The organism is Bradyrhizobium sp. LTSP857 (genome assembly GCF_000938285.1).
Classification (GTDB): Bacteria; Pseudomonadota; Alphaproteobacteria; order Rhizobiales; family Xanthobacteraceae; genus Bradyrhizobium.
The window spans coordinates 177,796-199,792 of record NZ_JYMS01000039.1 but is presented as its reverse complement, the minus strand read 5'-3'; the positions used below and the strand labels follow the sequence as shown (position 1 = coordinate 199,792).

Sequence of the window (21,997 nt, the reverse complement as noted above, 5' to 3'; positions counted from 1 at the left end):
TTTTTTTGGCCAAATAATTCGATGATTCTAGAATGATGGGAGAAATGAAATGAGCGATAAGAAGACGGTTGCCGTCATCGGGGCGGGGCCCGTTGGCCTGGCAGCCGCAGCGCATGTGCTCGAACGCGGAATGCTGCCCGTTGTGCTGGAGGCCGGGCCCGAGGCAGGGCACGCGGTTCGTCAATGGCAGCACGTCCAGCTCTTCTCGCCTTGGGAATACAACGTCGACAAGGCCGCCGCACGCCTGCTCGCGCCCACGGGATGGAATTCGCCAGACCCTCAGACCTATCCGACCGGCGGCGAATTGCTCGATGGATACCTCATGCCGCTTGCGACAAGAACGCCGCTGCGCGAGGCGATCTGGACGTCAAGTCGCGTCTCGGCCATCAGCCGCGTCGGCTTCGACAAGGCGAAGACCAGGGGCAGGGCGCTGGCGCCTTTCGAAGTTCGCTACCAGAACGGCAAAGGACCCGAGGTCCTGCGTGCCGACGCAATTATCGATACGTCAGGCACATGGTTCTCCGCCAATCCGGCCGGCGGCAACGGCTTGCCCGCGATTGGCGAGCGTGAGTGCGTTGAACGTGTGGCCTACGGCATGCCGGATGTGCGAGGTGCCGGTCGTGCGAGATATGCCGGCAAGACCGTTGCTGTCTTGGGCGCCGGCCATTCCGCGGTCGGCACGCTGATCGAACTCGTACGTCTCGCCGACGAGGTGCCCGGTACGCAACCCGTCTGGCTCTTGCGTGGTGCCGATCCTGCGAAGGCTTTCGGCGGTGGCCGCAACGATAAACTCGCCGCACGCGGTGAACTTGGCGCCGTCTTTGCTACGCTTGTTACGTCGGGTAAGATCAAGGTAGAGACCGAATTCGGCGTCACGGATATTTCGGAAGCCGAAGGTCGCCTGAAGGTCGCGACCGGCTCGTGCTGCGGTGCTCGAAGCGTGGTCGTGGACGAACTGATCGTGTCGACGGGTTTCCGTCCCGACTTTTCGTTTCTCTCCGAACTGCGACTGCGACTCGATCCGGCCATCGAGGCGCCGGTCGCCCTCGCGCCGCTCATCGATCCCAACGAACATAGCTGCGGGACGGTGCGCCCGCACGGCGCGCGTGAGCTCTCGCATGATGAGCCGGGCTTCTACCTCGCCGGCATGAAGTCGTACGGTCGTGCTCCGACCTTCCTCATGATGACGGGCTATGAGCAGGTCCGATCGATTGCCGCCGATATCGCGGGCGACAGGGAGGCGGCTGCGAGAGTCGAGCTTGTGCTGCCGGAGACGGGCGTGTGTACGCGCGGCGGGGTCGAGTCTGCCGATACCGCGTCAGGATGTTGCGGCGGCCCGGCAAAGGAAGAACCATCGGCATGCTGTGCCGCCGACGAAACAGCCAGGAAGGCCGGCGCTTCGGGCTGTGGCTGCTCATGAGGCAAGTTCTTGCGGGCGGAGCTTCGGGTTCGCTTGCCGTCGTTCTCGCGCTAGGAATCACGCAAACCATTGCGTGGGCGTCGAGCTACTATCTTCCGGCCGTGCTTGCCATTCCGATTTCGCGGGATCTCGGTCTCGCGCCGACCTACGTATTCGCCGCGCTGTCCGGTGCGCTCGTCATCTCCGGACTTCTTGGCCCGCGTGTCGGTCATGCGATCGACAGGTTTGGCGGACGTCGGCCGCTTGCTGTATCGAACGCCATCTTCGCAGCAGGCTTGCTGATGCTGTCCGCTGCCCATGGCGTGGTGTTGCTGATCGCCGCGTGGATGGTGCTTGGGGTCGGCATGGGCATGGGTCTTTACGAGGCGGCGTTCGCGACGCTTGCGCGCATCTACGGAACGCGCGCTCGAAAGTCGATTACGGGCATTACCTTGATTGCCGGCTTCGCGAGCACCGTCGGCTGGCCACTCACGACATGGTTGGATGCTGAGTACGGCTGGCGCGCGGCCTGCCAGCTCTGGGCGGTCGTCCACGTCTGCCTCGCTTTGCCGCTCAATCTTTTGTTGCCGCGTGCCACGGCGCTTGAAGAGGTTTCTCGACCGTTGTCAGGAACGAGCCCGCATCCCGAACGCCAGAGCGAAACGTTTGCGATGGGCGTTCTGACTTACATGTTTGCGGCAACGAGCTTCGTCAGCTCGGGTGTGTCGGCAATTCTGCCGTCGATGCTGGTCGTGTTCGGCGCGACGCCGGCCGAGGCCTTGGTCGCAGGAACATTGGTCGGCCCCGCCCAGGTCTGCGCCCGCCTTCTCGAAGCAGGATGGCTCAACCGGTTTCATCCGCTGTTGTCGGCGAGGCTCGCCGCGTTGATGAATCCGATTGGTGTTGTCGCGCTGATCGCTGGAGGCTCATTGTTTGCGCCGGTTTACACCGTCCTCTACGGGGTGGGTAACGGGATCATCACGATCGCACGTGGCACGCTGCCCTTGTTTTTGTTCGGGCCGGTGGGGTTTGGAAAGCGCGTCGGCATGATTTCGCTCCCCGCCCGGCTAACGGGGGCCGCCGCACCGCTGGCACTGGGGCTGATGGTGGAGCACATGGGGCGCGGTGCGCTGTGGATCAGCGCGCTGATCTCTGTCTCTGCGTTCTTTGCGCTTCTCCTTCTTCGCGCGGACCCGTCATCATCAGCGCCCCTCCATGTGGGAGAGCAAAATTCGTAGCTTGAACGGTCGGTCTCTGATTGTGGTGATGTGCATCGGACAGGTCGGTAACCTGCTGCCGCATGTGACGTTGTCCGCAAACCTCGCACAGCACCTGATGCCAGCGTGGGGACTCTCTGCGGCCGAAGGCGGGTTGATGGCGAGTGGTTATGCGTTTGGCTACATGCTTGCAGTGCCATTGCTGACGACGTTGACCGACCGGATCGATGCGCGGCTCGTGCTTCTCTGGGGCTCAGTCGTCAGCGGGCTCGCGACCGCGGCTTTCGGCATCTTCGCTCAAGGGTTCTGGTCGGGTACGGCGATCTGGTCCCTTGCAGGACTTGGATTTGCTGGCGCCTACATGCCGGGATTGAAGGCGCTGACGGACCGGTTACCCGCCGGCGATACGTCACGGGCCGTCACTCTGTACACGTCGAGCTTTTCGGTCGGTGTCGGCCTCTCGTTCCTGGTGGCGCAAGTCATTGCTGACAGATGGGGGTGGCGCAGCGCTTTCCTTGTGACCGGATTCGGTCCCATCGCAATGGTCGTCGCGTGCCTTCTGATGGCGGGGCAACGACCCGTGCCGAAGGCGGGGCGAATGCTGGATTTCGCTCCCGTCTTCGCCAACCGCGAGGCGCTCGGATACATCTTCGGCTATGGCGCGCATTGCTTCGAGCTCTATGGCATCCGCACCTGGCTCGTAGGCTTCTGGACGTTCGTCATCGCTCATCAAGGTGCGCCCTCATGGTTGAGCCCTGTCGTGATGAGCTTTTGCTTTGCGGTGATCTCGATGCCCGCAAGCATCCTCGGCAACGAGGCGGCGTTGAAGTTCGGCCGCCATCGCGCGATCACGATTGTCATGATTGCGTCGGCCTGCGTTGCGTTGATCATCGGCCTCAACGCGACGGCGCCAGCCTGGCTGCTGGCGCTGCTGCTGATCATCTATGGCCTGACAGTGCCTGCGGATTCAGGGGCGTTGACTGCTGGCATGTCGGCCGCGGCTGTGTCCGAACATCGCGGTGCAACCCTGGCCCTGCATTCGACGATTGGCTTCGGGCTGTCAGCGCTCGGGGCCTGGGGAACAGGTGCTGCGCTCGACGCGGCCGGCGGCCCGCAGAGCGCGACTGGCTGGCTGCTGGTCTTCATCGTGCTTGCGGCGGGCATCGCGGTGGGACCGCTCGCGTTGCTTTGGGCACGGAGGGCTCGTTCGAAGCACCAATTGTCGTGAGGGCGAAGCGCCTCAAGAACGCGACGGCACGCGACTTAGAATTCGTACGCTCGCGGGCGGCATTGCTTGCCACTGCGGGCGACGGCGATCCTTTGATCATGGCTCTCTGTGCTCCGACATGAAAAAACCCGCGGCGGATGGCTCCGCGCGGGTGATACGAACTTTCGATGATGCCATTCTGCCAATGTTTTGCCCGACGGGTCAAACGCACACGCGCGCAGCCGATCCGTACCGCCGACCGAAGAGAGTTAATCTAATAATTTCAATGCCCCCGCTACTGTGCATGGGGTTGTTTTTCAGTTTTGGTTTGTGCTTGCGAAAATGTCCGCACCTCACCGCCGGCCGCGCGGCGCCTCGGCCTTGGCCGGCGCTTCGGTCTGCGGCGCGCAGGTCGCGGCGGCAAGCGAGGCCTGCGCCTGCGGCATCAGGCCGGGCTCGGCGGCGAGGGCCTTCATCACGATCAGGCCGGTGGTGCTCGGGGAATCGATGATCAGGCGGTCGGCCGCGGTGATCTCTTCGTCCTCGGGCAGCTCGTTGTGCTGCGGCTCCGTCATCAGGTCGAGCTCGATCACCTTCTTGCCGGCCGAGCGGTCGTTGATCGCGTAATAGGCGATCTCGTTGCGGGTGTAGAACGACACCGAGGTGTAGGCCTGGCTCACCGGCACCATCAGCTTGATCGGCCCGCCCGACAGGTCGTAGCGGCAGATCGCGAGCGCAAAGGCCGGGTCCATGAACGGCATCGGCGAGGTGTTGGGATCGGCGAGGGGAAGCGGGGTGACGCCGTTGAGCTTGGTCATCGGCGTCAGCCGCGAATAGGCGTCCTGCGTCGCGAGCCGCGGCAGCGCCAGCACGCTGACGAGATGGACCACGAGGCCCAGCACGACGCCAGCAACGATGGTGAACAGCAGCCGGATCATGAGCAGCCCACCGTCGTGATCGTCGGCATCGGCGCGTCGCGCTGGGTGCGCGTCGCAACCCCGACGGGGGTATCGTAGAGGCGCAGCATCAGCGCGTAGCGCTCGATGCCGCCGGTCGGCAGCCAGTTGCCGGCGCGCGAGCGCGAGGCGATGCGGATCTCGAACGAGCCGTCGGACTGGCGCAGGATCTCCTGGCTGGTGAAGCCGTAGCGCTGGAGCGAGTTGGCGACGAGATGACCCTTGCGGTCATAGAGCGTCAGCGTCCAGAACCGCGCCGGCGGGGTCACGCCGGAGACGACGATGTCGCAGCGGCCGTCGAGCGCTTTCTTCTTGTCGTCGGCGGTCGCGGTGAAGGCGACGCCGTCACCGGTGCCGATCGGCAGCTCGCCGTTGCGCACGATGGTGGCGCGCGAATAGGGATCGACGTCGGCGGTGCCGGTGCGCGGGCGCGCGGTCCAGGGCCCGATCGTCAGCGCGCCGATCTCGGTGCCGCGCGTCGTCGTCATCCAGGTCGCGCCGACGCCGACCACGCTCGCGAGCAGAAGGGCCGTCAATGTGATCAGGATCAGCCGCACGGGATACGATCAGTTCTTGCGAGGGCCGGACGAGTTCGCGTTGTCCTCCGCCGCATAGTTCTGCGGGAAGGCGAGCGCGCTCGATGCCGCCGTCGGCTTGGCTTGCTTCGAATCGTCGGCGGCCGACTTGGTCGCGGTCTTGGCCGCATCATCCAAAAGTTTCTCGACGCGCACCAGGATATCGGCGCCGCGCTTGGTCAGCACGGGCGGCGGACCGGGCTTGGTCTCCAGCACTTTCGGCGCCGCATTGGCCTGGGCGTTGGCAACGCGTTCCGGCGGCAGCTTCTGGCCCATGCCGATGCCGGCAATTTCCCGGACCTCGACGCCCTGATGCGCAGCGACCATGATGTCGTGCCAGGTCTGCGCCGGCAGCGAGCCGCCGGTCATGCGGTTGGTCGGCGAATAGTCGTCGTTGCCGTACCAGACCGCGCAGGTGAAATTGCCGGTGTAGCCGACGAACCAGGCGTCGCGATACGCATTGGTGGTGCCGGTCTTGCCCGCGGTCGGAATGCCGTCGAGCGCTGCGCGGCGCGCGGTGCCCTCGCTGACGACGTGGCTCATCATGCCGGCCATGTCGGAGGCAACGGAGGCCGGGATCGCCTGCCGCGGCTTCGGGCCGTCGCGGTCCCAGCGCCAGACCAGATCGCCGGCGCCGGTGCGCACTTCCAGCACCGAATGCGGTGTCACCGACTTGCCCCGGTTGGGGAAGGTTGCGTAGGCGACGGCGTGCTCGATCACGGTGACTTCGTCCGAGCCGATCGGCAGCGACGGCGTGTCGGGCAGCGGCGCCTTGAGGCCGAAGCGGCGGGCGACCTCGACGATCTTGGCGCGGCCGATCTTGGCCGGGTTCGGCGCCTTCGGCTGTTCCTTCTGGCCGATGGCGATCGACAGCTTGACCGGCACGACGTTGATCGAGCGCGTGATCGCCTGCGTCAGCGTCACCGCGCCGGAATAGGAATGGCCATAGTTCTGCGGACACCAATTGCCGATGCAGACGGGACCGTCGACCACGATCGAGTTCGGCGTGAAGCCGTTCAGGAGCGCCGTGGTGTAGACGTAAGGCTTGAACGACGAGCCCGGCTGGCGATAGGCGTCGACCGCGCGGTTGAACTGGCTCGCGCCATAATCGCGGCCGCCGACCATGGCACGGATGCCGCCGTCGAGATCGGACACCACGGTCGCGGCCTGCGTCGCGTGATAGTCGCGGCCGAACTGGCGCAGCTGGTTCTCGATCGCGTCTTCGGCGGCCTTCTGCACGTTGGCGTCGATCGCCAGCCGTACCACGAAGACGCGCTCGGTGTAGGATTTCGGGAAGGTGTCGACCAGCTTGCGCATCTCGTCGAAGGCATAGTCGAGATAATAGTTCGGCGAAGCCTCGTCGCGGCGGTCGACGGCGAAGGCAGGATTACGGCGGGCGCCGAACACCTGGCCCTCGGTCATGAAGCCGGCATCGACGAGGTTGTCGAGCACGACGTTGGCGCGGGCACGCGCCGCGGGCAGGTTGATGTGGGGCGCGTATTTGGTCGGGGCCTTGAACAGGCCGGCGAGCATCGCGGCTTCGGCGAGCGTCACGTCGCGCGCGGATTTGTTGAAGTAGAAATGCGCGGCGCCATCGACGCCGAAAGTGCCGCCGCCCATATAGGCGCGGTCGAGATAGAGCTTGAGGATCTCGTTCTTGGTCAGGCGCCATTCCAGCCAGACCGCGAGGAAGGCCTCGTTGATCTTGCGCTCGATGGTGCGCTCGTTGCTCAGGAACAGGTTCTTGGCGAGCTGCTGCGTGATCGAGGAGCCGCCCTGGCGGACACCGCCGGCCTGGGCGTTGGTGACGAGCGCGCGGGCGGTGCCGGCGATGTCGATTCCGAAATGCTCGTAGAAGCGGCGGTCTTCGGTGGCGAGCGTCGCCTTGATCAGCACGTCCGGAAAATCTTCCAGCGGGATCGAGTCGTTGTGCTTGATGCCGCGGCTGCCGATCGGGTTGCCGTAGCGGTCGAGGAAGGTCACCGCCAGATCGGACTTCTTCAGCCAGTCCTCGTCCGCGGTCTCGCGGAAGGCTGGAATGGCGAGGATGAGCATCAGCACCATGCCGCCGAGGCCGAGCGTTGCGGCTTCCGACAGCGGCTCGATGAACACCCAGCGCTTCCACCGTCCGACATAGAAGCGGTCCATGAAGGTCGAGTAGCGCTCATAGAGCTCGCGGATGCCCTTGGCCGAGGAGAACAGCGAGGAGTCGATGCGCGCATCGAGGTCCAGGAAGAAATTCCGGACCCTGGCCTTCCAATGCGGTGGTATGATCTGGCGCACCTAGAACCCTTGAGGCTCGGTTCGAAAGCGTTCAAGCACCCGGCCGGGGCGGCATCGAGACGTCTTGCGGGAATGTTGCGGCAAACCCAAGGCGCCCGGTTCGCGTCCGAGGGGACTTGCTGTTTCTTCTAGCCGAGCGGGACCCATAAACCAATGGTCACGCTCGCGATTTTGAACAACAGGCCTAATTGACCCCGGTTCATTACGGGCCTCACGGGGGCGTTGCTTGCAGCTTCACCGCTGCGCGCCCTAGATGGCGTTAGCCGTAGCTCTTTCGAATCTTGTTGAGGCGCATGACCGCAGCTCGCAAACGACCTTCAGACCAGGAGGGATTCTTCTGGAAAACCAAGACGTTGGAAGAGATGTCTGGGGACGAATGGGAAAGCCTGTGCGACGGCTGCGGCCGCTGCTGCCTGAACAAGCTCGAGGAAGAAGACACCGGTGAGATCTATTTCACCCATGTCGGCTGCAAGCTGCTCGATGGGGCGACCTGCGGCTGCAAGGACTATGCGAATCGCTCCGCCAAGGTTCCGGACTGCGTCCGGCTGACCCCTGCCAATGTCCGCACCCTGAACTGGCTGCCGCCGAGCTGCGGCTACAAGCTGGTTGCCGAGGGGCGCGACCTCTATTGGTGGCATCCGCTGGTATCCGGCGATCCCGACACCGTGCACGAGGCCGGCGTCTCCGTGCGCGGTCGGGTCGAGGGCAGCGAGGTGGAGATCCCGGATGACGAGCTCGAGAACCACATCGTGCAATGGCCGGCGCAGCTGCCGAAACGGGCACGCCTGAAGCGACGTCCGAAGGACTGACCCGCCTACATTTTCAGTCAATTGTTCGGGATGACCCGGGGGTGGGATGCACCCATGCGCCGCGGTGCCTGCCCGAGAAGAACTTTGCTGTCTACATTAGACTGCATAGAACGAATCCTTCGCGGCATTGCGCCCGCCCCACCACGTCCGATCGAGATGAACAAGTTCGAACGGCAGAGCGAAACTGCCGACACCCAGACATTGTCTGACGACATCGCCGAGGAATTGTCCCGCCTTCCGTCCGAGGTCTTGAGCGTCGATGACGCACCCTCGCTCGCGCCGCCGGCGCCACTGTCGCAGGACGAGGTGCGGACCATCGTGATCAGCCTGATGCTGACGATGTTCCTGGCCGCCCTCGACCAGACCATCGTCGCCACCGCGCTGCCGACCATCGGGCGCCAGTTCCACGATGTCTCGAACCTGTCCTGGGTGATCACGGCCTATCTGCTCGCCTCGACCGCGGTTGCACCGGTGTTCGGAACGCTGAGCGACATCTATGGCCGCAAGGTCATGATTATCGTCTCGTTGAGCCTGTTCATCGCGGGCTCGCTGCTGTGCGCGATCGCGCCGAGCATGCCGATGCTGATTCTTGCGCGCGGTCTCCAGGGGCTTGGCGGCGGCGGCATCATGCCGGTCGTGCAGACCGTGATCTCCGACGTCGTGAGCCCGCGCGAGCGCGGCCAGTACCAGGCCTATTTCTCCAGCGTGTGGATGGTCGGCGGCATCCTCGGCCCCGTCATCGGCGGCGTGTTCGCCGAGCATCTGCACTGGTCGATGATCTTCTGGATCAATTTGCCGCTCGCAGCCGCAGCCCTCGCGCTGCTGCTGCCGAAGATGAGCAAGATCCCGGTGTTCCACCGCAAGCGCAAGGTCGACTGGCTCGGTGGCGTGCTGCTGATGGCCTCCGCGGTGGTCTTCATGCTGGTGCTGACCTGGGGCGGCACGCGCTTCCCGTGGCTCTCGCCGACCGTTCTGGCGATGGTAGGCGGCGCTGTCGCGCTCGCGGTGACCTTCGTCTGGCACGCGCTGCGGGCGGATGAGCCGTTCCTGCCGCTGCCGCTGCTGAGTGGAAAGATCGCGCCCTTCGCGTTGACCGCCGGCGGCTGCGGTCTCGGCGCCATGACCGGCCTTACCGTCCAGCTTCCGCTCTATTACGAGTCGGTCTATCACCTCAGCGCCAGCGAGGCGGGGCTTGCGCTGATTCCGCTCGCGGCGGTCTCGACCTTCGGCGCGGCGATTGCCGGCCGCACCATGGCGCGCGCCAAGCACTACAAGCGCGTCGCCATCATCGGCACGTCCTGGGCCGCGTTATGCGCGCTGGGTCTCACGCTGACGACGCTGCCGCTGTGGGGACTGCTGACGCTGATGGCCGCGTTTGCGCTCGGGCTCGGTACGACCTTTCCGGTCTGCGTGGTCTCGCTGCAAAATTCGGTTGCCCGTCCGCAAGTCGGCACCATCACCGGCGCGATGAATTTCTTCCGCTCGCTGATGTCCTCGTTCACGGTGGCGGCGTTCGCGGCCATCTTGCTGATCGCGCTCGGCGCCGACGTCCCGCTCGCCGGCGAGCATCACGCCGCAGGCAGCATCCCTGCGATTCCCGCCGACGACATGCGGCACGCGTTCCGCTACGTCTTCGGCGCCGCCACCGCGTTGATGACCACTGCCTCGCTCTGCCTGATCGCGATGGAGGAGCGGCCGCTGGCCGGTCCGTCCGTCACCCAGCCGGTCGAGATGGCGGAGTAGCGGCCTCTAGCCGCCGCGGTCGGGGTCGTCGTTGGCACTGCCCTGAGTTGGCTTCCGTGCCGCCGCCGCAAGATGGCTCTTGAGCTGCGCGAGTGCATCGGCGGACCAGTCATTGACATCGGTGACGGCGACCCAGGCATCGACGTAATGCTCGGGCGCGTAGACATGGCCAAAGCCCATCGGCGTATTGGTCGCCACCGCCATGTCGAGAGCGAGCTGGAGCATCGTCACGATTGGATACCATCGCAGCTCCGGTGATACGTCTGGCCCGCGCGGCGCATTCATCCAGGCCGGGGCCCGGTAGGCGTCGCGGTAGGCGAAGAAGGTGATCGCGTCACTGGCATATTGCAGATAGACCACGCGCATCGGGCCCCAGGGCGTATCTGGCGGCACCGTCGGCCCGTTCTGATTCATGAAGCGGACGAAACGCCCGTCGCGGAATTCCGGCAGCCAGGCCGGCGAGCCCGGATTGCGGTTGTCGGTGATCGAGCGCCAGATGCGGCTCTCGAACGGCGCCCCGCTCCACAGCGCGCCGGCAATCGGATCGCCGATCGTCTCGAATAGCTCCGCGGACTTTTCCGAGTTCATCGCGCCGAGGCTGAGCCCGTGCAGATATAGCTTCGGCCGCTTGTCCTTTGGCAGCGTGGTCCAGTAGCCGTAGATTTCCGCGAACAGCGCGCGCGCAGCTTCCGCGCCGTACTCAGGCTGAAACAGCAGCGATAGCGGGCTGTTGAGATAGGAATACTGCATCGCGACGCTCGCGACGTCGCCGTGGTGGAGATATTCAACTGTATCCATCGCTGACGGATCGATCCAGCCGGTGCCGGTCGGCGTGATGACGATCAGGACTTTGCGGTCAAAACCGTGCTGACGCTTGAGCTCCTCGAGCGCGAGCCTGGCGCGCGACTGCGCCGTGTCGCTGCTGCCGAGGCCTACATACACACGCACGGGGTCGTGCGCGGGCCGTCCCGTGACGGCGCCGATCTCCGCTCCGGTCGGGCCCGAGGCAACGAACCGGCGCCCCATGCGACCGAGTTCCTTCCACTTCACCAACGATTCCGGGCTTCCCGTTCGACCGGGAGCGGTCGGCGCCGGCCGCTCGGGCTCGTGCAAGGCGTCAAGCTCGCGGAAGGACGAATCGAGTGCGCGAAATGCCGAGTTGATCAGGACATTGCTGGCAATGGACCAGAACAGCAGGCCCGCAACGAGCACGCCGATGACGTTCGCGATCTTCCGCGGAATGAGCCGCCTCGTGCGCGCGGCGAGGAAGCGGGCGACAAGCACAAACAGCCGCCCCAGCACCAGCAGCACGACGAACGTAACCAGGGCGATGGCGCAGACCTTGAGCGGATGCGCGGTCTCGACCGGCGTCATCTTCATCACGGTGCGGATCGAGTTCTGCCACTCGGCCGTGCGCCACAGGAAGACGATGACGACGAGCAGGCAACCGGCTGCGGCCAGCGCATTCGCAATCGATCTCGCACGCGCCGAAGGCTCGGGCAATTCGAGATAGTGCCACAGCCGGCGCCACAGCACGCCACAGAGGTAGCCGATCGCAAAGCAGCCGCCGGCGAGGACGCCTTGCGTGAGATAGCTTCGCGGGATCAGCGTCGGCGTCAGCGCGGCCGCGAAGAACAGCGCGCCCAGCATCAGGCCGACGCCGGACAATGAGAGCAGTTGTCGCCGAATGAGCCGCGCCAGATTCATGAAGCACCCACCGCGTGAGGCTAACCCTTGTCTATGAAACTACTCTTGCGAGGTAATCGGATCGTGAACTCGGTGAATTCACCGGGACGCGTATCGACGTCGATCGTGCCGCCGTGCTGTTTCACGATGATGTCGTGGCTGAGAGAAAGGCCGAGCCCGGTGCCTTCACCGGCGGGCTTGGTCGTGAAGAAGGGATTGAACATCTTCTCCTTCACGTCGGGGGGAATGCCGGTGCCGTTGTCGCGGATCCGGATCTCGACCTCAGTGCCGCGGTCGCGCGTCGTGGCGCTGAGCAGGGGAGCGAAGCCGTTGCCGCGCCTTGCCAGCGCGTAAAAACCGTTGGAGATCAGGTTCAGCAGCACCCGCGTGATCTCCTGCGGAAACAATTCGGCCGTGCCTGCCTTGGGATCGAGCTCGCGCTTCACCGTGACGTCGAACTGCGGCTTCTCGGCACGCGCGCCGTGATAGGCGAGGTCGAGGCTCTCCTCGACCAGCGCGTTGATGTCGGTCAGCCGGTGCTCGCCGGTGCCTGCGCGCGAATGCAGCAGCATGTTCTTGACGATCGAGTCGGCGCGCCTTCCGTGCTGCACGACCTTGCCCAGATTGTCCTTCAGCAGCCCGGTCAGTTCGTCGACCTCCGCGCGGATATCGTCCGCGAGCGGAACGGGCGCGAGGGCCTCGTTCAATTCGTCCGTCAGATCGACGGACAGCGCAGCGAAATTGTTGACGAAGTTGAGCGGGTTCTTGATCTCATGCGCGATGCCGGCGGTCAGCTGGCCGAGCGAGGCAAGCTTCTCGGTCTGGATCAGCCGGTCTTGCGCTGCGCGCAAATCGTCGAGCGATTTGGTCAGCTCCACCGTGCGGGTCTGCACCTCGTTGAACAGGCTGACATTCTTGATGGCGATCACGGCCTGGTCAGCAAAAGTTTGCAACAGCCGCACATGATGCTCGCCGAACGCGCCAGTCGTGCTGCGTGTGACGATGATGACGCCGATCGCCTCGCCCTCGCTCATCAGCGGCGCGAACAGCATGCTGCGGAAGCCGCGGGCGCGCGCGATGTCGCGTGCGGCCGGCTCGAGCTCGGTGTCGGGGAGCTGCGCCGATTCACCATTGGCCACCAGCTGGTAGGCCGGGAACTGGGCGAACGGCACCGGGAACGACGCCTGGAGCACGCGATCGCCGGTCGGGTCGCCCGGTGTGAAGGCGGCAAGGTGCGCGGCGCCGTCGAAGTAGCGCAGCACGGCGGTGGAGAAGCCGCCGATCAGCCGCTTGGCATTGGCGGCGATGGCGTCGAACACCGGCTGCACGTCGGATGGCGACGCCGCCATCACTTTCAAGATGTCGGCTGTCGCCGTCTGCCGCTCGAGTGTACGTTGTGTCTCGTTGAACAGCCGCGCATTCTCGATTGCGATCACGGCCTGATCGGCAAACGTCTGGAGCAACTGCACGAGGTCGGGTGCAAACGCGCCGGGCTCGGCGCGCGTGACGCTGATCATGCCGACCGGCGTGCCCTGATTCATCAGCGGCATGAACAGCACGCTGCGGAAGCCGCGCAACCGCGCTAGATCCCGATTCAGCACGGGAACGTCCACGGCCTCGCTGTCGGGAAACTGGATGGTCTCGCCGCCGCGGACGAGGGCAAAAGTCGGAAAGTCCGCGATCCGCCGCGGGAACGTCGCCTTCAGCCCTTCGTCCGCGTCCGGGCTGGTCGGCGTGAACGCCACGAGGTGCAGTTCGTCGCCGATGAACTGAAGCACGGTGGCGGAGAAAGCGCCGAGCAGGTGCTTCGAGCTGGACGCAATCGCCGCGAAGACCGGCCGGGCATCGGAAGGGGAGGCCGCGATGGTGCGCAAAATCTCGGCGCTGGCGCTTTGGTGATCGCGCGCGGTCGCAAGCTCGCTGCGCAGCCGCGCGTTCTCGGCCGCGGCGGACTGCAATTGCCGCTTGAACTCGTCGATCCCGGCGACGTCGTTGGAAAGGGTGGTCATTTGCATTCCGGCTCAATGCCGCGACATGCGCGGCACCAAGCCGGATTATCACATCTTCTGCGGCCGGAGCCAGCACCCGTGGCGCGGCGGCCGGCTCACATACCCGGCCGGGACACCTCCGTCTCCTTGCTGGTAATGAACTCCAAGAGCACCGGCACGCCTTCCTTCGTCTTCTGGATCCCGCGCCTGATCGCAGGCACGATGTCCTCCGGCCTTGTCACCCGCTCGCCATAGCCGCCGAAGGCGCGCGCCATCGCGGCATAGTCGCCGGAAATGTCGGTCGAGCGATATTTTTCGGTCGAGATCGGCATAACCTTCAGCTCGATCGCCATCGAGAAATTGTTGAGCAGGATCGACATGATCGGGATGCGTTCGCGCACCGCGGTCTCGAAATCCATGCCCGTAAAGCCGATCGCGGCATCGCCCCAGACATTGATGCAGAGCTTGTCGGGCTTTGCGAGTTTTGCGCCCATCGCAAGCCCGAGGCCGTAGCCAAGCTGCGTCGTCTTGCCCCAGCCGAGATAGGAGAGGGGCTCGACTGCCTTCCAGAACGGCGAGAGCTGGTCGCGCGGGCTGCCGGCATCATGGGTGATGATGGTGTTGCCGATGTCGACGGTGTGCTGGAGGTCCCAGAGCACGCGATACGGGTTGAGCGGCGCGTCATTGCTGGTGAGCTTCGGCATCCATTTGGCGAACCACTCCTTGTGCGAGGCCGCGATCTCGGCTGCGACCGTCGCGGCGTTGCGATCCGCGGTGACGGTCTTGCCGATCTCGTCGAGCAACGCATCGAGCACGAGGCCGGCATCGCCGACGAGGCCGATCTTGGCCTCCACGTCCTTGTTGAGATGGTTCGGATCGAGCGTGGAATGGATGATGGTCTTGCCCTTCGGCATCGCGATGCCGAAGCTGGTCTCGGTGAAGGAGCAGCCGATCCCGAAGATGACGTCGGCCTCAGCGAGGAATTTCGGCACCGCGCGCGGCACCGCGAGGCCGCCGGAGCCGAGCGAGAGCGGATGCGTTTCCGGAAACGACGACTTGCCGCCGAGACTGGTGGTGACGGGAATGGCGAGCCTCTCCGCAAGCCGCTTCAGCTGCGGCCACGCCTGCGCGTAATGCACGCCCTGGCCGGCATAGATCACCGGCCGCTTGGCATTGACGAGCAGGGCGGCTGCTTCCTTCACATGCACGGGGTCGGCGCCGTAACGCGTGCGCAGCACCGGCGTGTAATTCAGCGGCTCCGGCACCTCCTCGTTCCACATGTCCGCGGGGATCTCGACAATCACCGGCCCGCCGCGGCCGTTCTTCAATTTTGTAAATGCGCGGCGGAAGATGTTGGCGACTTCGGCGGCCAGGATGATCGGCTCGGAGGATTTCGAGAATGCCTTCATCACCTCGCTGGAATTGAAGTTCGGCTCGATATGCGAGAGCCTGCGCTGATAGCCCATCGGCAGCACCAGCACGGGCACGGATTCGCCAAAGCATTGCGCGACGCCGCCCATCGCGTTCTCCGCGCCGGGCCCGTGCTGCATGCAGAACGCGCCGATCGTGCGTCCCGACGTGACGCGCGAGATCGCGTCCGCCATGTGAATCCCGACACGCTCCTGCCGCACCATCACGGGCCGGATCTCGGCCTTGGCCGCATGCTCGATCAAATGGTTGACGGGATAACCGCAGAGGATCTCGATCCCCTCGCGCCGCATGATTTCCGCAATAGCGGTGCCGAGCTTCATGGCGTCTCTCTCCCTGGCGAGGCCGGTTGGTCCCGGCTGATTAAGGAGAGAGGATCAGGAATCGAGGAGGGGGTAAAGCGCCGCTTTGTGCGCAGAGGGCAGCTATGCAGCGCGAGCGCGCATCTGGAAGGGGCCGCGCGGACTATCCCACCAGGACCAGTGCCAGCAGACCTGATCCCAGTAACGCGACACCGGCTACCGTTACGGCAAGAAAAGCGAGCGATGTGAATTCTTCGCGCATGGACGTTAACCTGACTTCACCACGCCCCGACCATCACCAGAGTGGCGATGCTCAACAGCGAGCAACAGAGGATGATTGTCGGAGCGACGAAAGCCTGATGCGACCGCATTGTTGTCTCTCCCAACCAGAACAACTGAAACCATAGCTCGGCGATGTTTTGCGGTGACTTCGTGGTCGATGGAAACCGGCTTCAATCCGAAGGTCGATTGTTTCGTTCCGCGCGGTCGACGAAGTCTCTTCACGGGTTCGCGAGCGGAAACTCAGCATCAATGAGCTTCGCAAGAGTTCAACTCATGCTGCGAGCTTGCCAGCCGTGGGTCGGCATGACCAACGGGAACCGCCTATTTGCAGCTTTTGCAGATCGTCAGCTTGCGCTTCAGCGCCTCATCTTCCTGATCGATCGCTTCCTGTGCCGTGCTGCCTTTTGTATCCGGATTGGGCTTGGAGCCCTTTGCTGCACGTGGCCTCGTCGGTCGCGTCGCCTGATCGGGGGTGTCATTGTCGTCGACGGTGCCGACGCTAAAACCATCGTAGTCGACGGCCGGATTCGGCAACGATGGAGATCCGCTGGTCGCCGGTGTCGACATGCTGTCAGTCGCTGCCGAGGAGTTTTTAGCGCCCGTGCGTGGCGGCGACGCCTTGGGCGGAGCAAGCGAAACCGGCGGCGCGACCGAAGTCTGACCTCTCGCGCTGTCCTGCGACCACGCGGCAATAAACACGAAGCTGAGAGCCAAGAGCGTCGCGCGTTTCATCCGCATCCTTCAAACAGCTTTGGTTCAACGATTGATAGCATGGCTCTCCGAGCCAGGCGGTCTTGGAAAATATTAGCACTCACATGGCGATCAAAGTTGACGGAAATGGGGAGCGGAAACCCATCCTACCGGCTACCCGACGGGCAAACACGCCCGCGCTGGGTCAATCAGGGGCGACATAAATATTCGCATCTACAGAAATTCTGTTCTGGCGTATTGGCTAAATCGCCTCAGCCCGCCACAAGGGGCGTTTCGCGATCGTCACGGGATGCGGGTCGAAGTGCGGGTGGACGCGACGGCGTTGGCGCGTAAAGAGCAGGCTGTAGGAGCGCCGTTGCTCATGCTCCGTCGTTGCGAGCGCAGCGAAGCAATCCAGAATCCCTCCGCGGAAGGACTCTGGATTGCTTCGCTGCGCTAGCAATGACGGGATGGTGGAGAGCCGGGTGGGGCCGCTACTTCGTGGCCGCGCTGATCGAGGCGAATTTGTTGCTGAGGAGGACGCTGCCCGTGTTGGTCACAATCGTCACGATGGCGAGCGCGATACCGGCGGCGATCAGGCCATACTCGATCGCGGTGGCGCCAGTTTCATCGACAAGAAAAGACCTGAGCAAAGTCATCGCCAACTCCTATTCATCCGGGTCAATGTATGCTCGCGCCGTTATCAAATCGGTAAATCGATCGGCTCGGTTTCTGCGTGTGTCAAAAATGCAGGCTCGGACGACCTTGCTGATTGTGTCTTATCGTAACAGCCGTTAAACGAAGGTTTCATTATCCAATTCAAATGAACGGAAGCCGGCGGGGCCTCGGGACATCGTGGGGCGTGAAGGGCATCGGCGCCGTCCTGACGCCGCGCCTCAAGGCGTGGTGGTGCGTCCCGGCGCGCCCTTGCGCGGGCGTCCCAGCGCTGCTGCGAGGCGTCCGACCAGATAGCTCATCACATGCGGCTGCGAGCGCACCGCCGTGTCGGCGATCCGCTCGTCCTCGGTCGTGTCGCTCACGATACCGATGTAGTTCTTTCTGGCGTCCTGCTGCGGCACGGTCGTGCGAACCTTGGCTCAATCGATGCCGGGACCATGGTGCGCGCAAGCGGAATCGACGGTTAATTTTGTCTCCCGTAGGAATACTCGGATGCGGTGCCACGGCACGGCGTGCGGAATGAGGGGGCTGCTTAACGGATTTTTGAGGCTGTTCGTCAACCGATCGGCAAGCATGCCGACCATCGCTGTCATTCGCGCCGGTCGTCCGCGTTCAGCGCCCGCAGCATGCCGATGCGGGCAAACATCAGCCAGCCGCCGCCATTCTCCGCCGCGTTGATCAGAGTCTCGATCGCCGTTTGCCAGCGCGCTTCATGCTGCTCGGCTTCGGGCAGTTGCATGATGTAGTCGGCGGCCTCTTGCAGCGTGCGCAGCCTGCGTCCGCCGCGTAATGCAATCGGATCGTCGAACGGCGTCGACCAGGGCATGTCAGGCCGCCCGATCGATGAGGAGAGACATCACGACGCGATCGATGGACGTGATGCCGTCAGCCGGCCTTCTTGGTCCGCGCCGGCGCGCGCGCCGGCTTGTCGGCCCTCTTGGAAGTTTCCTTGGAAGTTTCCTTGGATGCTTCCTTGGGTGCCGCTGCCCTGGCGGCAGCGTCCTTGCCGCCCTTGCCCGAGATCGGCAGCAGCATCTCGCGTTGGCCCTCGACGCGCTTCTTCGGCTTCTTGCCCTTGACGGTCTCTTTGGCGACCCCCGCCGCGGGCGCTGCGTCCTTCTCGTTGGCGATGCTCTTCTTCAGCGCGTCCATCAGATTGATGACGTTGCCGCCTGTCTTTGGCGCAGCCTTCGCCGCGATCGGCACACCCGAGCGCTTCTTGTTGATGAGATCGATCAGCGCGGTTTCGTAGTGATCCTCGAACAGCTCGGGTTCGAACGCGCCGGACTTCTTCTCGACGATATGCTTGGCGAGGTCGAGCATGTCCTTGGTCAGCTTGACGTCCTGGATGTCGTCGAAATAGTCCTTCTCGCTGCGCACCTCGTAGGGGTAGCGCAGCAGGGTGCCCATCAGGCCGGTCTCGAGCGGCTCGAGCGCGATGATATGCTCGCGGTTGGTCAGCACCACGCGGCCGATCGCGACCTTGTCCATGCTGCGGATGGTCTCGCGGATCACCGCAAAGGCGTCGTGGCCGACCTTGCCGTCCGGCACGAGATAGTAGGGACGGATCAGATAGCGGTTGTCGATGTCGGTCTTCGGCACGAACTCGTCGATCTCGATCGTATGGGTCGAGTCGAGCGCGATGTCGTCGAGCTCGTCCTTGGTGACCTCGATATAGGTGTCGGTGTCGACCTTGTAGCCCTTGACGATGTCCTCGGAGGTCACCTCGTCACCGGTCTCGGCGTCGACCTTCAGATACTTGATCCGGTGGCCGGTCTTGCGGTTGATCTGGTTGAACGAGACCTTCTCGGTATCCGACGTGGCCGGATACAGCGCGACCGGGCAGGTCACGAGCGAGAGGCGCAAAAAACCCTTCCAATTGGCACGGGGGGCCATGGGTTACTCCAAACGCAACGGGGACAGCTGACGAGGATACCATCGGGGAACAGCGAATCATAGCAAGGCGGGATGCGGAATCTTGCAACTGCGTTAACCGGCCGCTGGGCGCGCGGTTGCAGCTCAAGCCGTCCGCAAAAGCCGGAACATCGTATCCGATCAGGCGTTGCACCCGGACACAAGGCCGCGAGAAGTCGCGGCAATCGGAGGCGACAGCCAGAGATTGAGGTCACCATGGCAACCACGCGAGAGCAGCGCCAGATCGTCGAAACTGCAACCGAGGCACGCCAGGGCGAGCCAGGACCGTCCGTGGCAGCGCTGCTCGCCATCTCGACCGGACTGGCAATCCTGATCCTCGCCGTCGTCTGGTTCGTGTTCTTCCGGACCTGACGGCCAGATCGACAGGACGCTCCCGGATCTTTCGACTCGCCGCGTAACGCGGCACATTGCGCCCGCCACGCCACCGGCTCGTCCAGTGGCCTGGCGGGCGCAGTCGCATCAGTGCGAGAGCGGGTCGTAAATGACCAAAAAGTAACGTAAGCCGGTTCCCGGCGTTCATACTCAGTTCACGCCGGAATTGATCATCTGAGGCTGTCATTCATGCGGCCTATCCTTGCAACCTATCTTTGGAGAGAAGCGTGCGCCTGCTTGTTGTTGAGGACGACCCTGATCTCAATCGCCAGCTCACCAAGGCGCTGACCGACGCCGGTTACGTCGTCGATCGCGCCTTCGACGGTGAGGAGGGGCACTATCTCGGCGACAACGAGCCCTACGACGCCGTGGTGCTCGATATCGGCCTCCCGAAGAAGGACGGCATCTCGGTGCTGGAGGCCTGGCGCCGCAACGGCCGCACCATGCCTGTCCTGATCCTCACCGCGCGCGATCGCTGGAGCGACAAGGTGCAGGGGTTCGATGCCGGCGCCGACGATTACGTCGCAAAGCCGTTCCATCTGGAGGAGGTGCTGGCGCGACTTCGTGCCCTGCTGCGCCGCTCGGCCGGCCATGCGCAGAGCGAACTGACCTGCGGACCGGTGACCCTCGATACGAGAACCAACAAGGTGACCGTCTCCGGCAACCCCATCAAGATGACCTCCCACGAGTATCGGCTGCTGCAATATCTGATGCACCATTCCGGCCGCGTCGTCTCCCGCACCGAGCTCGTCGAGCATCTCTACGACCAGGATTTCGACCGCGACTCCAATACGATTGAGGTCTTTGTCGGCCGTATCCGCAAGAAGCTCGACGTCGACATCATCCAGACCGTCCGCGGTCTCGGCTATCTCCTGACCCCGCCAGCCGCGGGCGCCTGAAGGGTGTGGGCTTGACGGGCGGCCCGACACGCGCCTTGGTCCGGTCATGACCGCCGACGCCATGCCACCTCGCGCCTCCGGGATCATTCCGATGCCCGCCAGCTCGCTTGCGAACCGCCTGTTCCTGTCGGCGACCGCCTGGCTCGTGGTGATCCTGGCCATCACCGGCGTCGTGCTGTCCTCGGTCTACAAGAATGCCACCGAGCGCGCCTTCGATCGCCGGCTCAACCTCTATCTGCGCACGCTGATCGCCGAGGTCGCGACCCCCGACGAGCCGCCGGACCGCCAGTTCCAGTCGCTCGGCGAGCCGCTGTTCGAGCTGCCGCTGTCCGGCTGGTATTGGCAGATCACCCGCACCGACACCGAAAAGCCGGAGGTGCGCTCGTCGCGCTCGCTCTGGGACAAGAAGCTGCCGAAGCTGGAAGAGCAGGGCGCCGAGCTCACCGCCGCCGGCATCCGGCTCGCTTATGTCGACGGGCCTGAGGGGCAGAATCTGCGCATGGTGGAACGGCCGGTCGATCTCGGCGGCGACGGCAAATTTCTCGTCAGCGTCGCGGGCGACGACACCGAGATTTTCGACGAGACGCGGAGTTTTGACTATTATCTCGGCAGCACCTTCACAGCGCTCGGCATCGTGCTGCTGCTGACCACCGTGTTCCAGGTCCGCTTCGGTCTCGCACCGCTCAAGCGCATCTCGGAGTCCATTGCCGACATCCGCTCCGGGCGGGCCGAGCGGCTCGAGGGCGAATTCCCGGTCGAGATCGCGCCTTTGGCGCGCGAGACCAACGCGCTGATCGACGCCAATCGCGAGATCGTCGAGCGCGCCCGTACCCATGTCGGCAATCTCGCGCATGCGATCAAGACGCCACTCTCGGTCATCGTCAACGAGGCAGGCATCCACGCCGCCGATCCGTTCGCGGCCAAGGTCATGGAGCAGGCGGACGTGATGCGCGACCAGGTCGCCCATCATCTGGAGCGCGCCCGCATCGCCGCCAGGGTCTCCGTCGTTGGCACCGTGACGGAGGTCGCGCCCGCCATCGAGGCGTTGCGGCGGACCATGGAGAAGATCCACCGTGGCCGCGGCATCATCGTCGAGGCCAAGGCCGATCCGTCGGCAAAATTCCGCGGCGAGCGGCAGGATCTGGAGGAGATGGTCGGCAATCTCGTCGACAATGCCTGCAAATGGGCGGCCTCGCGGGTCTTTATCGAGGTTTTGGTGGAGGCCCCGCAGCAGACCGGCGCCGGCCCGCGGCTGCGGCTGCTCGTCGATGACGACGGACGCGGCCTGTCGGAGGCCGAGCGCGCCCAAGTCTCCCGGCGCGGTCAGCGGCTCGACGAGTCCAAGCCAGGATCGGGTCTCGGCCTCTCCATCGTGGTCGACCTCGCCGCACTCTATGGCGGCAGCCTCTCGCTCGGCCCGGCGCCGATCGGGGGTCTGCGCGCCGAGCTGGTGCTGCCGGGAATATAATCCCTTGTTCCGGCGCGATTTTCTGCCCTGGCCGACGTCGATCCGGACGAATTCGGGGGCATTGCGCGCGACTTCCTCAA

18 protein-coding genes and 1 pseudogene are annotated in these 21,997 nt (G+C 64.3%); 8 read left to right on the top strand and 11 right to left on the bottom strand.

Features of this window, described 5'->3' with window-relative positions; genetic code table 11:
• Positions 1–49: 49 nt before the first annotated feature.
• The 3 genes from UP06_RS25640 to UP06_RS25630 are packed head-to-tail and all read left to right on the top strand — an operon-like array spanning position 50 to position 3,844.
• Complete coding sequence (locus UP06_RS25640) at positions 50–1,420, top strand: NAD(P)/FAD-dependent oxidoreductase (protein WP_045006448.1); 1,371 nt, start codon at positions 50–52, stop codon at positions 1,418–1,420.
• The gene (locus UP06_RS25635) at positions 1,417–2,637 is read left to right on the top strand and encodes an MFS transporter (protein WP_045006567.1); all 1,221 of its coding nucleotides are present in this window, start codon (positions 1,417–1,419) and stop codon (positions 2,635–2,637) included. Before UP06_RS25640 ends, UP06_RS25635 begins: the two co-directional genes overlap by 4 nt.
• Before the next feature lie 28 nt (positions 2,638–2,665).
• The gene (locus UP06_RS25630; protein ID WP_045006447.1) at positions 2,666–3,844 is read left to right on the top strand and encodes an MFS transporter; all 1,179 of its coding nucleotides are present in this window, start codon (positions 2,666–2,668) and stop codon (positions 3,842–3,844) included.
• A 332-nt stretch (positions 3,845–4,176) separates the two neighbouring features.
• Here UP06_RS25630 and UP06_RS25625 read toward each other — a convergent pair whose 3' ends face one another.
• From UP06_RS25625 to UP06_RS25615, 3 genes are read right to left on the bottom strand one after another with little or no spacing between them, the layout of a single operon-like run.
• Entirely contained in the window at positions 4,177–4,761 is a 585-nt protein-coding gene (locus tag UP06_RS25625; RefSeq protein ID WP_045006446.1) for a DUF1254 domain-containing protein, read from the bottom strand.
• Entirely contained in the window at positions 4,758–5,336 is a 579-nt protein-coding gene (locus UP06_RS25620; protein WP_045006445.1) for a DUF1214 domain-containing protein, read from the bottom strand. Before UP06_RS25620 ends, UP06_RS25625 begins: the two co-directional genes overlap by 4 nt.
• 9 nt (positions 5,337–5,345) lie before the next feature.
• Complete coding sequence (locus UP06_RS25615; protein ID WP_045006444.1) at positions 5,346–7,637, bottom strand: transglycosylase domain-containing protein; 2,292 nt, start codon at positions 7,635–7,637, stop codon at positions 5,346–5,348.
• Between the two features lie 293 nt (positions 7,638–7,930).
• Here UP06_RS25615 and UP06_RS25610 point away from each other — a divergent pair, with 293 nt between their 5' ends.
• Both UP06_RS25610 and UP06_RS25605 read left to right on the top strand, forming a co-directional pair.
• Positions 7,931–8,446: a YcgN family cysteine cluster protein gene (locus UP06_RS25610; protein WP_045006443.1), complete on the top strand. Its 516-nt coding sequence runs from the start codon at positions 7,931–7,933 to the stop codon at positions 8,444–8,446.
• Positions 8,447–8,602: 156 nt separating this feature from the next.
• Complete coding sequence (locus UP06_RS25605) at positions 8,603–10,189, top strand: MDR family MFS transporter (protein WP_045006442.1); 1,587 nt, start codon at positions 8,603–8,605, stop codon at positions 10,187–10,189.
• A 6-nt stretch (positions 10,190–10,195) separates the two neighbouring features.
• Here the strand turns inward: UP06_RS25605 and UP06_RS25600 are convergent, their stop codons facing one another.
• The 8 genes and pseudogenes from UP06_RS25600 to ku all read right to left on the bottom strand — a co-directional run bounded on the left by UP06_RS25600 (position 10,196) and on the right by ku (position 19,139).
• Entirely contained in the window at positions 10,196–11,896 is a 1,701-nt protein-coding gene (locus UP06_RS25600) for an alpha/beta hydrolase (protein WP_045006441.1), read from the bottom strand.
• Positions 11,897–11,916: 20 nt separating this feature from the next.
• Positions 11,917–13,884, bottom strand: a complete 1,968-nt coding sequence (locus UP06_RS25595) for a GAF domain-containing sensor histidine kinase (protein WP_045006440.1) — start codon at positions 13,882–13,884, stop codon at positions 11,917–11,919.
• A 95-nt stretch (positions 13,885–13,979) separates the two neighbouring features.
• Positions 13,980–15,617, bottom strand: a pseudogene (locus tag UP06_RS25590) (thiamine pyrophosphate-requiring protein); the annotation flags it as partial.
• 579 nt (positions 15,618–16,196) lie between these two features.
• Positions 16,197–16,607, bottom strand: a complete 411-nt coding sequence (locus tag UP06_RS25585; RefSeq protein WP_045006438.1) for a hypothetical protein — start codon at positions 16,605–16,607, stop codon at positions 16,197–16,199.
• 452 nt (positions 16,608–17,059) lie between these two features.
• The gene (locus UP06_RS25580) at positions 17,060–17,224 is read right to left on the bottom strand and encodes a Flp family type IVb pilin (protein WP_045006437.1); all 165 of its coding nucleotides are present in this window, start codon (positions 17,222–17,224) and stop codon (positions 17,060–17,062) included.
• Positions 17,225–17,461: 237 nt separating this feature from the next.
• Positions 17,462–17,605 carry a hypothetical protein gene (locus tag UP06_RS25575; protein WP_245305538.1) on the bottom strand — a complete coding sequence of 48 codons (144 nt, stop codon included), beginning with the start codon at positions 17,603–17,605 and terminating at the stop codon, positions 17,462–17,464.
• A 227-nt stretch (positions 17,606–17,832) separates the two neighbouring features.
• On the bottom strand, positions 17,833–18,069 hold the full coding sequence (locus UP06_RS25570; RefSeq protein ID WP_045006435.1) for a ubiquitin family protein: 237 nt from the start codon (positions 18,067–18,069) through the stop codon (positions 17,833–17,835).
• 59 nt (positions 18,070–18,128) lie between these two features.
• A complete protein-coding gene (gene ku / locus UP06_RS25565) occupies positions 18,129–19,139 on the bottom strand; it encodes a non-homologous end joining protein Ku (RefSeq protein ID WP_045006434.1) in 1,011 nt (336 codons plus the stop codon).
• 234 nt (positions 19,140–19,373) lie between these two features.
• Here ku and UP06_RS41640 point away from each other — a divergent pair, with 234 nt between their 5' ends.
• From UP06_RS41640 to UP06_RS25555, 3 genes are all read left to right on the top strand, one after another.
• Positions 19,374–19,529, top strand: a complete 156-nt coding sequence (locus UP06_RS41640; RefSeq protein ID WP_195799075.1) for a hypothetical protein — start codon at positions 19,374–19,376, stop codon at positions 19,527–19,529.
• A gap of 248 nt (positions 19,530–19,777) precedes the next feature.
• The gene (locus UP06_RS25560) at positions 19,778–20,449 is read left to right on the top strand and encodes a response regulator transcription factor (protein ID WP_045006433.1); all 672 of its coding nucleotides are present in this window, start codon (positions 19,778–19,780) and stop codon (positions 20,447–20,449) included.
• Between the two features lie 91 nt (positions 20,450–20,540).
• Positions 20,541–21,917, top strand: coding sequence for an ATP-binding protein (locus tag UP06_RS25555; protein ID WP_045006566.1), 1,377 nt, complete (start codon positions 20,541–20,543; stop codon positions 21,915–21,917).
• The last annotated feature ends 80 nt before the right edge of the window (positions 21,918–21,997 follow it).

What these genes read in the sequence shown, in the direction of transcription:
- UP06_RS25640 (WP_045006448.1), top strand. Translation starts at nt 50, where the DNA reads ATGAGCGATAAGAAGACGGTTGCCGTCATCGGGGCGGGGCCCGTTGGC.
- UP06_RS25635 (WP_045006567.1), top strand. Translation starts at nt 1,417, where the DNA reads ATGAGGCAAGTTCTTGCGGGCGGAGCTTCGGGTTCGCTTGCCGTCGTT.
- UP06_RS25630 (WP_045006447.1), top strand. Translation starts at nt 2,666, where the DNA reads ATGTGCATCGGACAGGTCGGTAACCTGCTGCCGCATGTGACGTTGTCC.
- UP06_RS25625 (WP_045006446.1), bottom strand. Translation starts at nt 4,761, where the DNA reads ATGATCCGGCTGCTGTTCACCATCGTTGCTGGCGTCGTGCTGGGCCTC.
- UP06_RS25610 (WP_045006443.1), top strand. Translation starts at nt 7,931, where the DNA reads ATGACCGCAGCTCGCAAACGACCTTCAGACCAGGAGGGATTCTTCTGG.
- UP06_RS25605 (WP_045006442.1), top strand. Translation starts at nt 8,603, where the DNA reads ATGAACAAGTTCGAACGGCAGAGCGAAACTGCCGACACCCAGACATTG.
- UP06_RS25600 (WP_045006441.1), bottom strand. Translation starts at nt 11,896, where the DNA reads ATGAATCTGGCGCGGCTCATTCGGCGACAACTGCTCTCATTGTCCGGC.
- UP06_RS25595 (WP_045006440.1), bottom strand. Translation starts at nt 13,884, where the DNA reads ATGACCACCCTTTCCAACGACGTCGCCGGGATCGACGAGTTCAAGCGG.
- UP06_RS25585 (WP_045006438.1), bottom strand. Translation starts at nt 16,607, where the DNA reads ATGAAACGCGCGACGCTCTTGGCTCTCAGCTTCGTGTTTATTGCCGCG.
- UP06_RS25580 (WP_045006437.1), bottom strand. Translation starts at nt 17,224, where the DNA reads ATGACTTTGCTCAGGTCTTTTCTTGTCGATGAAACTGGCGCCACCGCG.
- UP06_RS25570 (WP_045006435.1), bottom strand. Translation starts at nt 18,069, where the DNA reads ATGCCCTGGTCGACGCCGTTCGACGATCCGATTGCATTACGCGGCGGA.
- ku (WP_045006434.1), bottom strand. Translation starts at nt 19,139, where the DNA reads ATGGCCCCCCGTGCCAATTGGAAGGGTTTTTTGCGCCTCTCGCTCGTG.
- UP06_RS41640 (WP_195799075.1), top strand. Translation starts at nt 19,374, where the DNA reads ATGGCAACCACGCGAGAGCAGCGCCAGATCGTCGAAACTGCAACCGAG.
- UP06_RS25555 (WP_045006566.1), top strand. Translation starts at nt 20,541, where the DNA reads ATGCCCGCCAGCTCGCTTGCGAACCGCCTGTTCCTGTCGGCGACCGCC.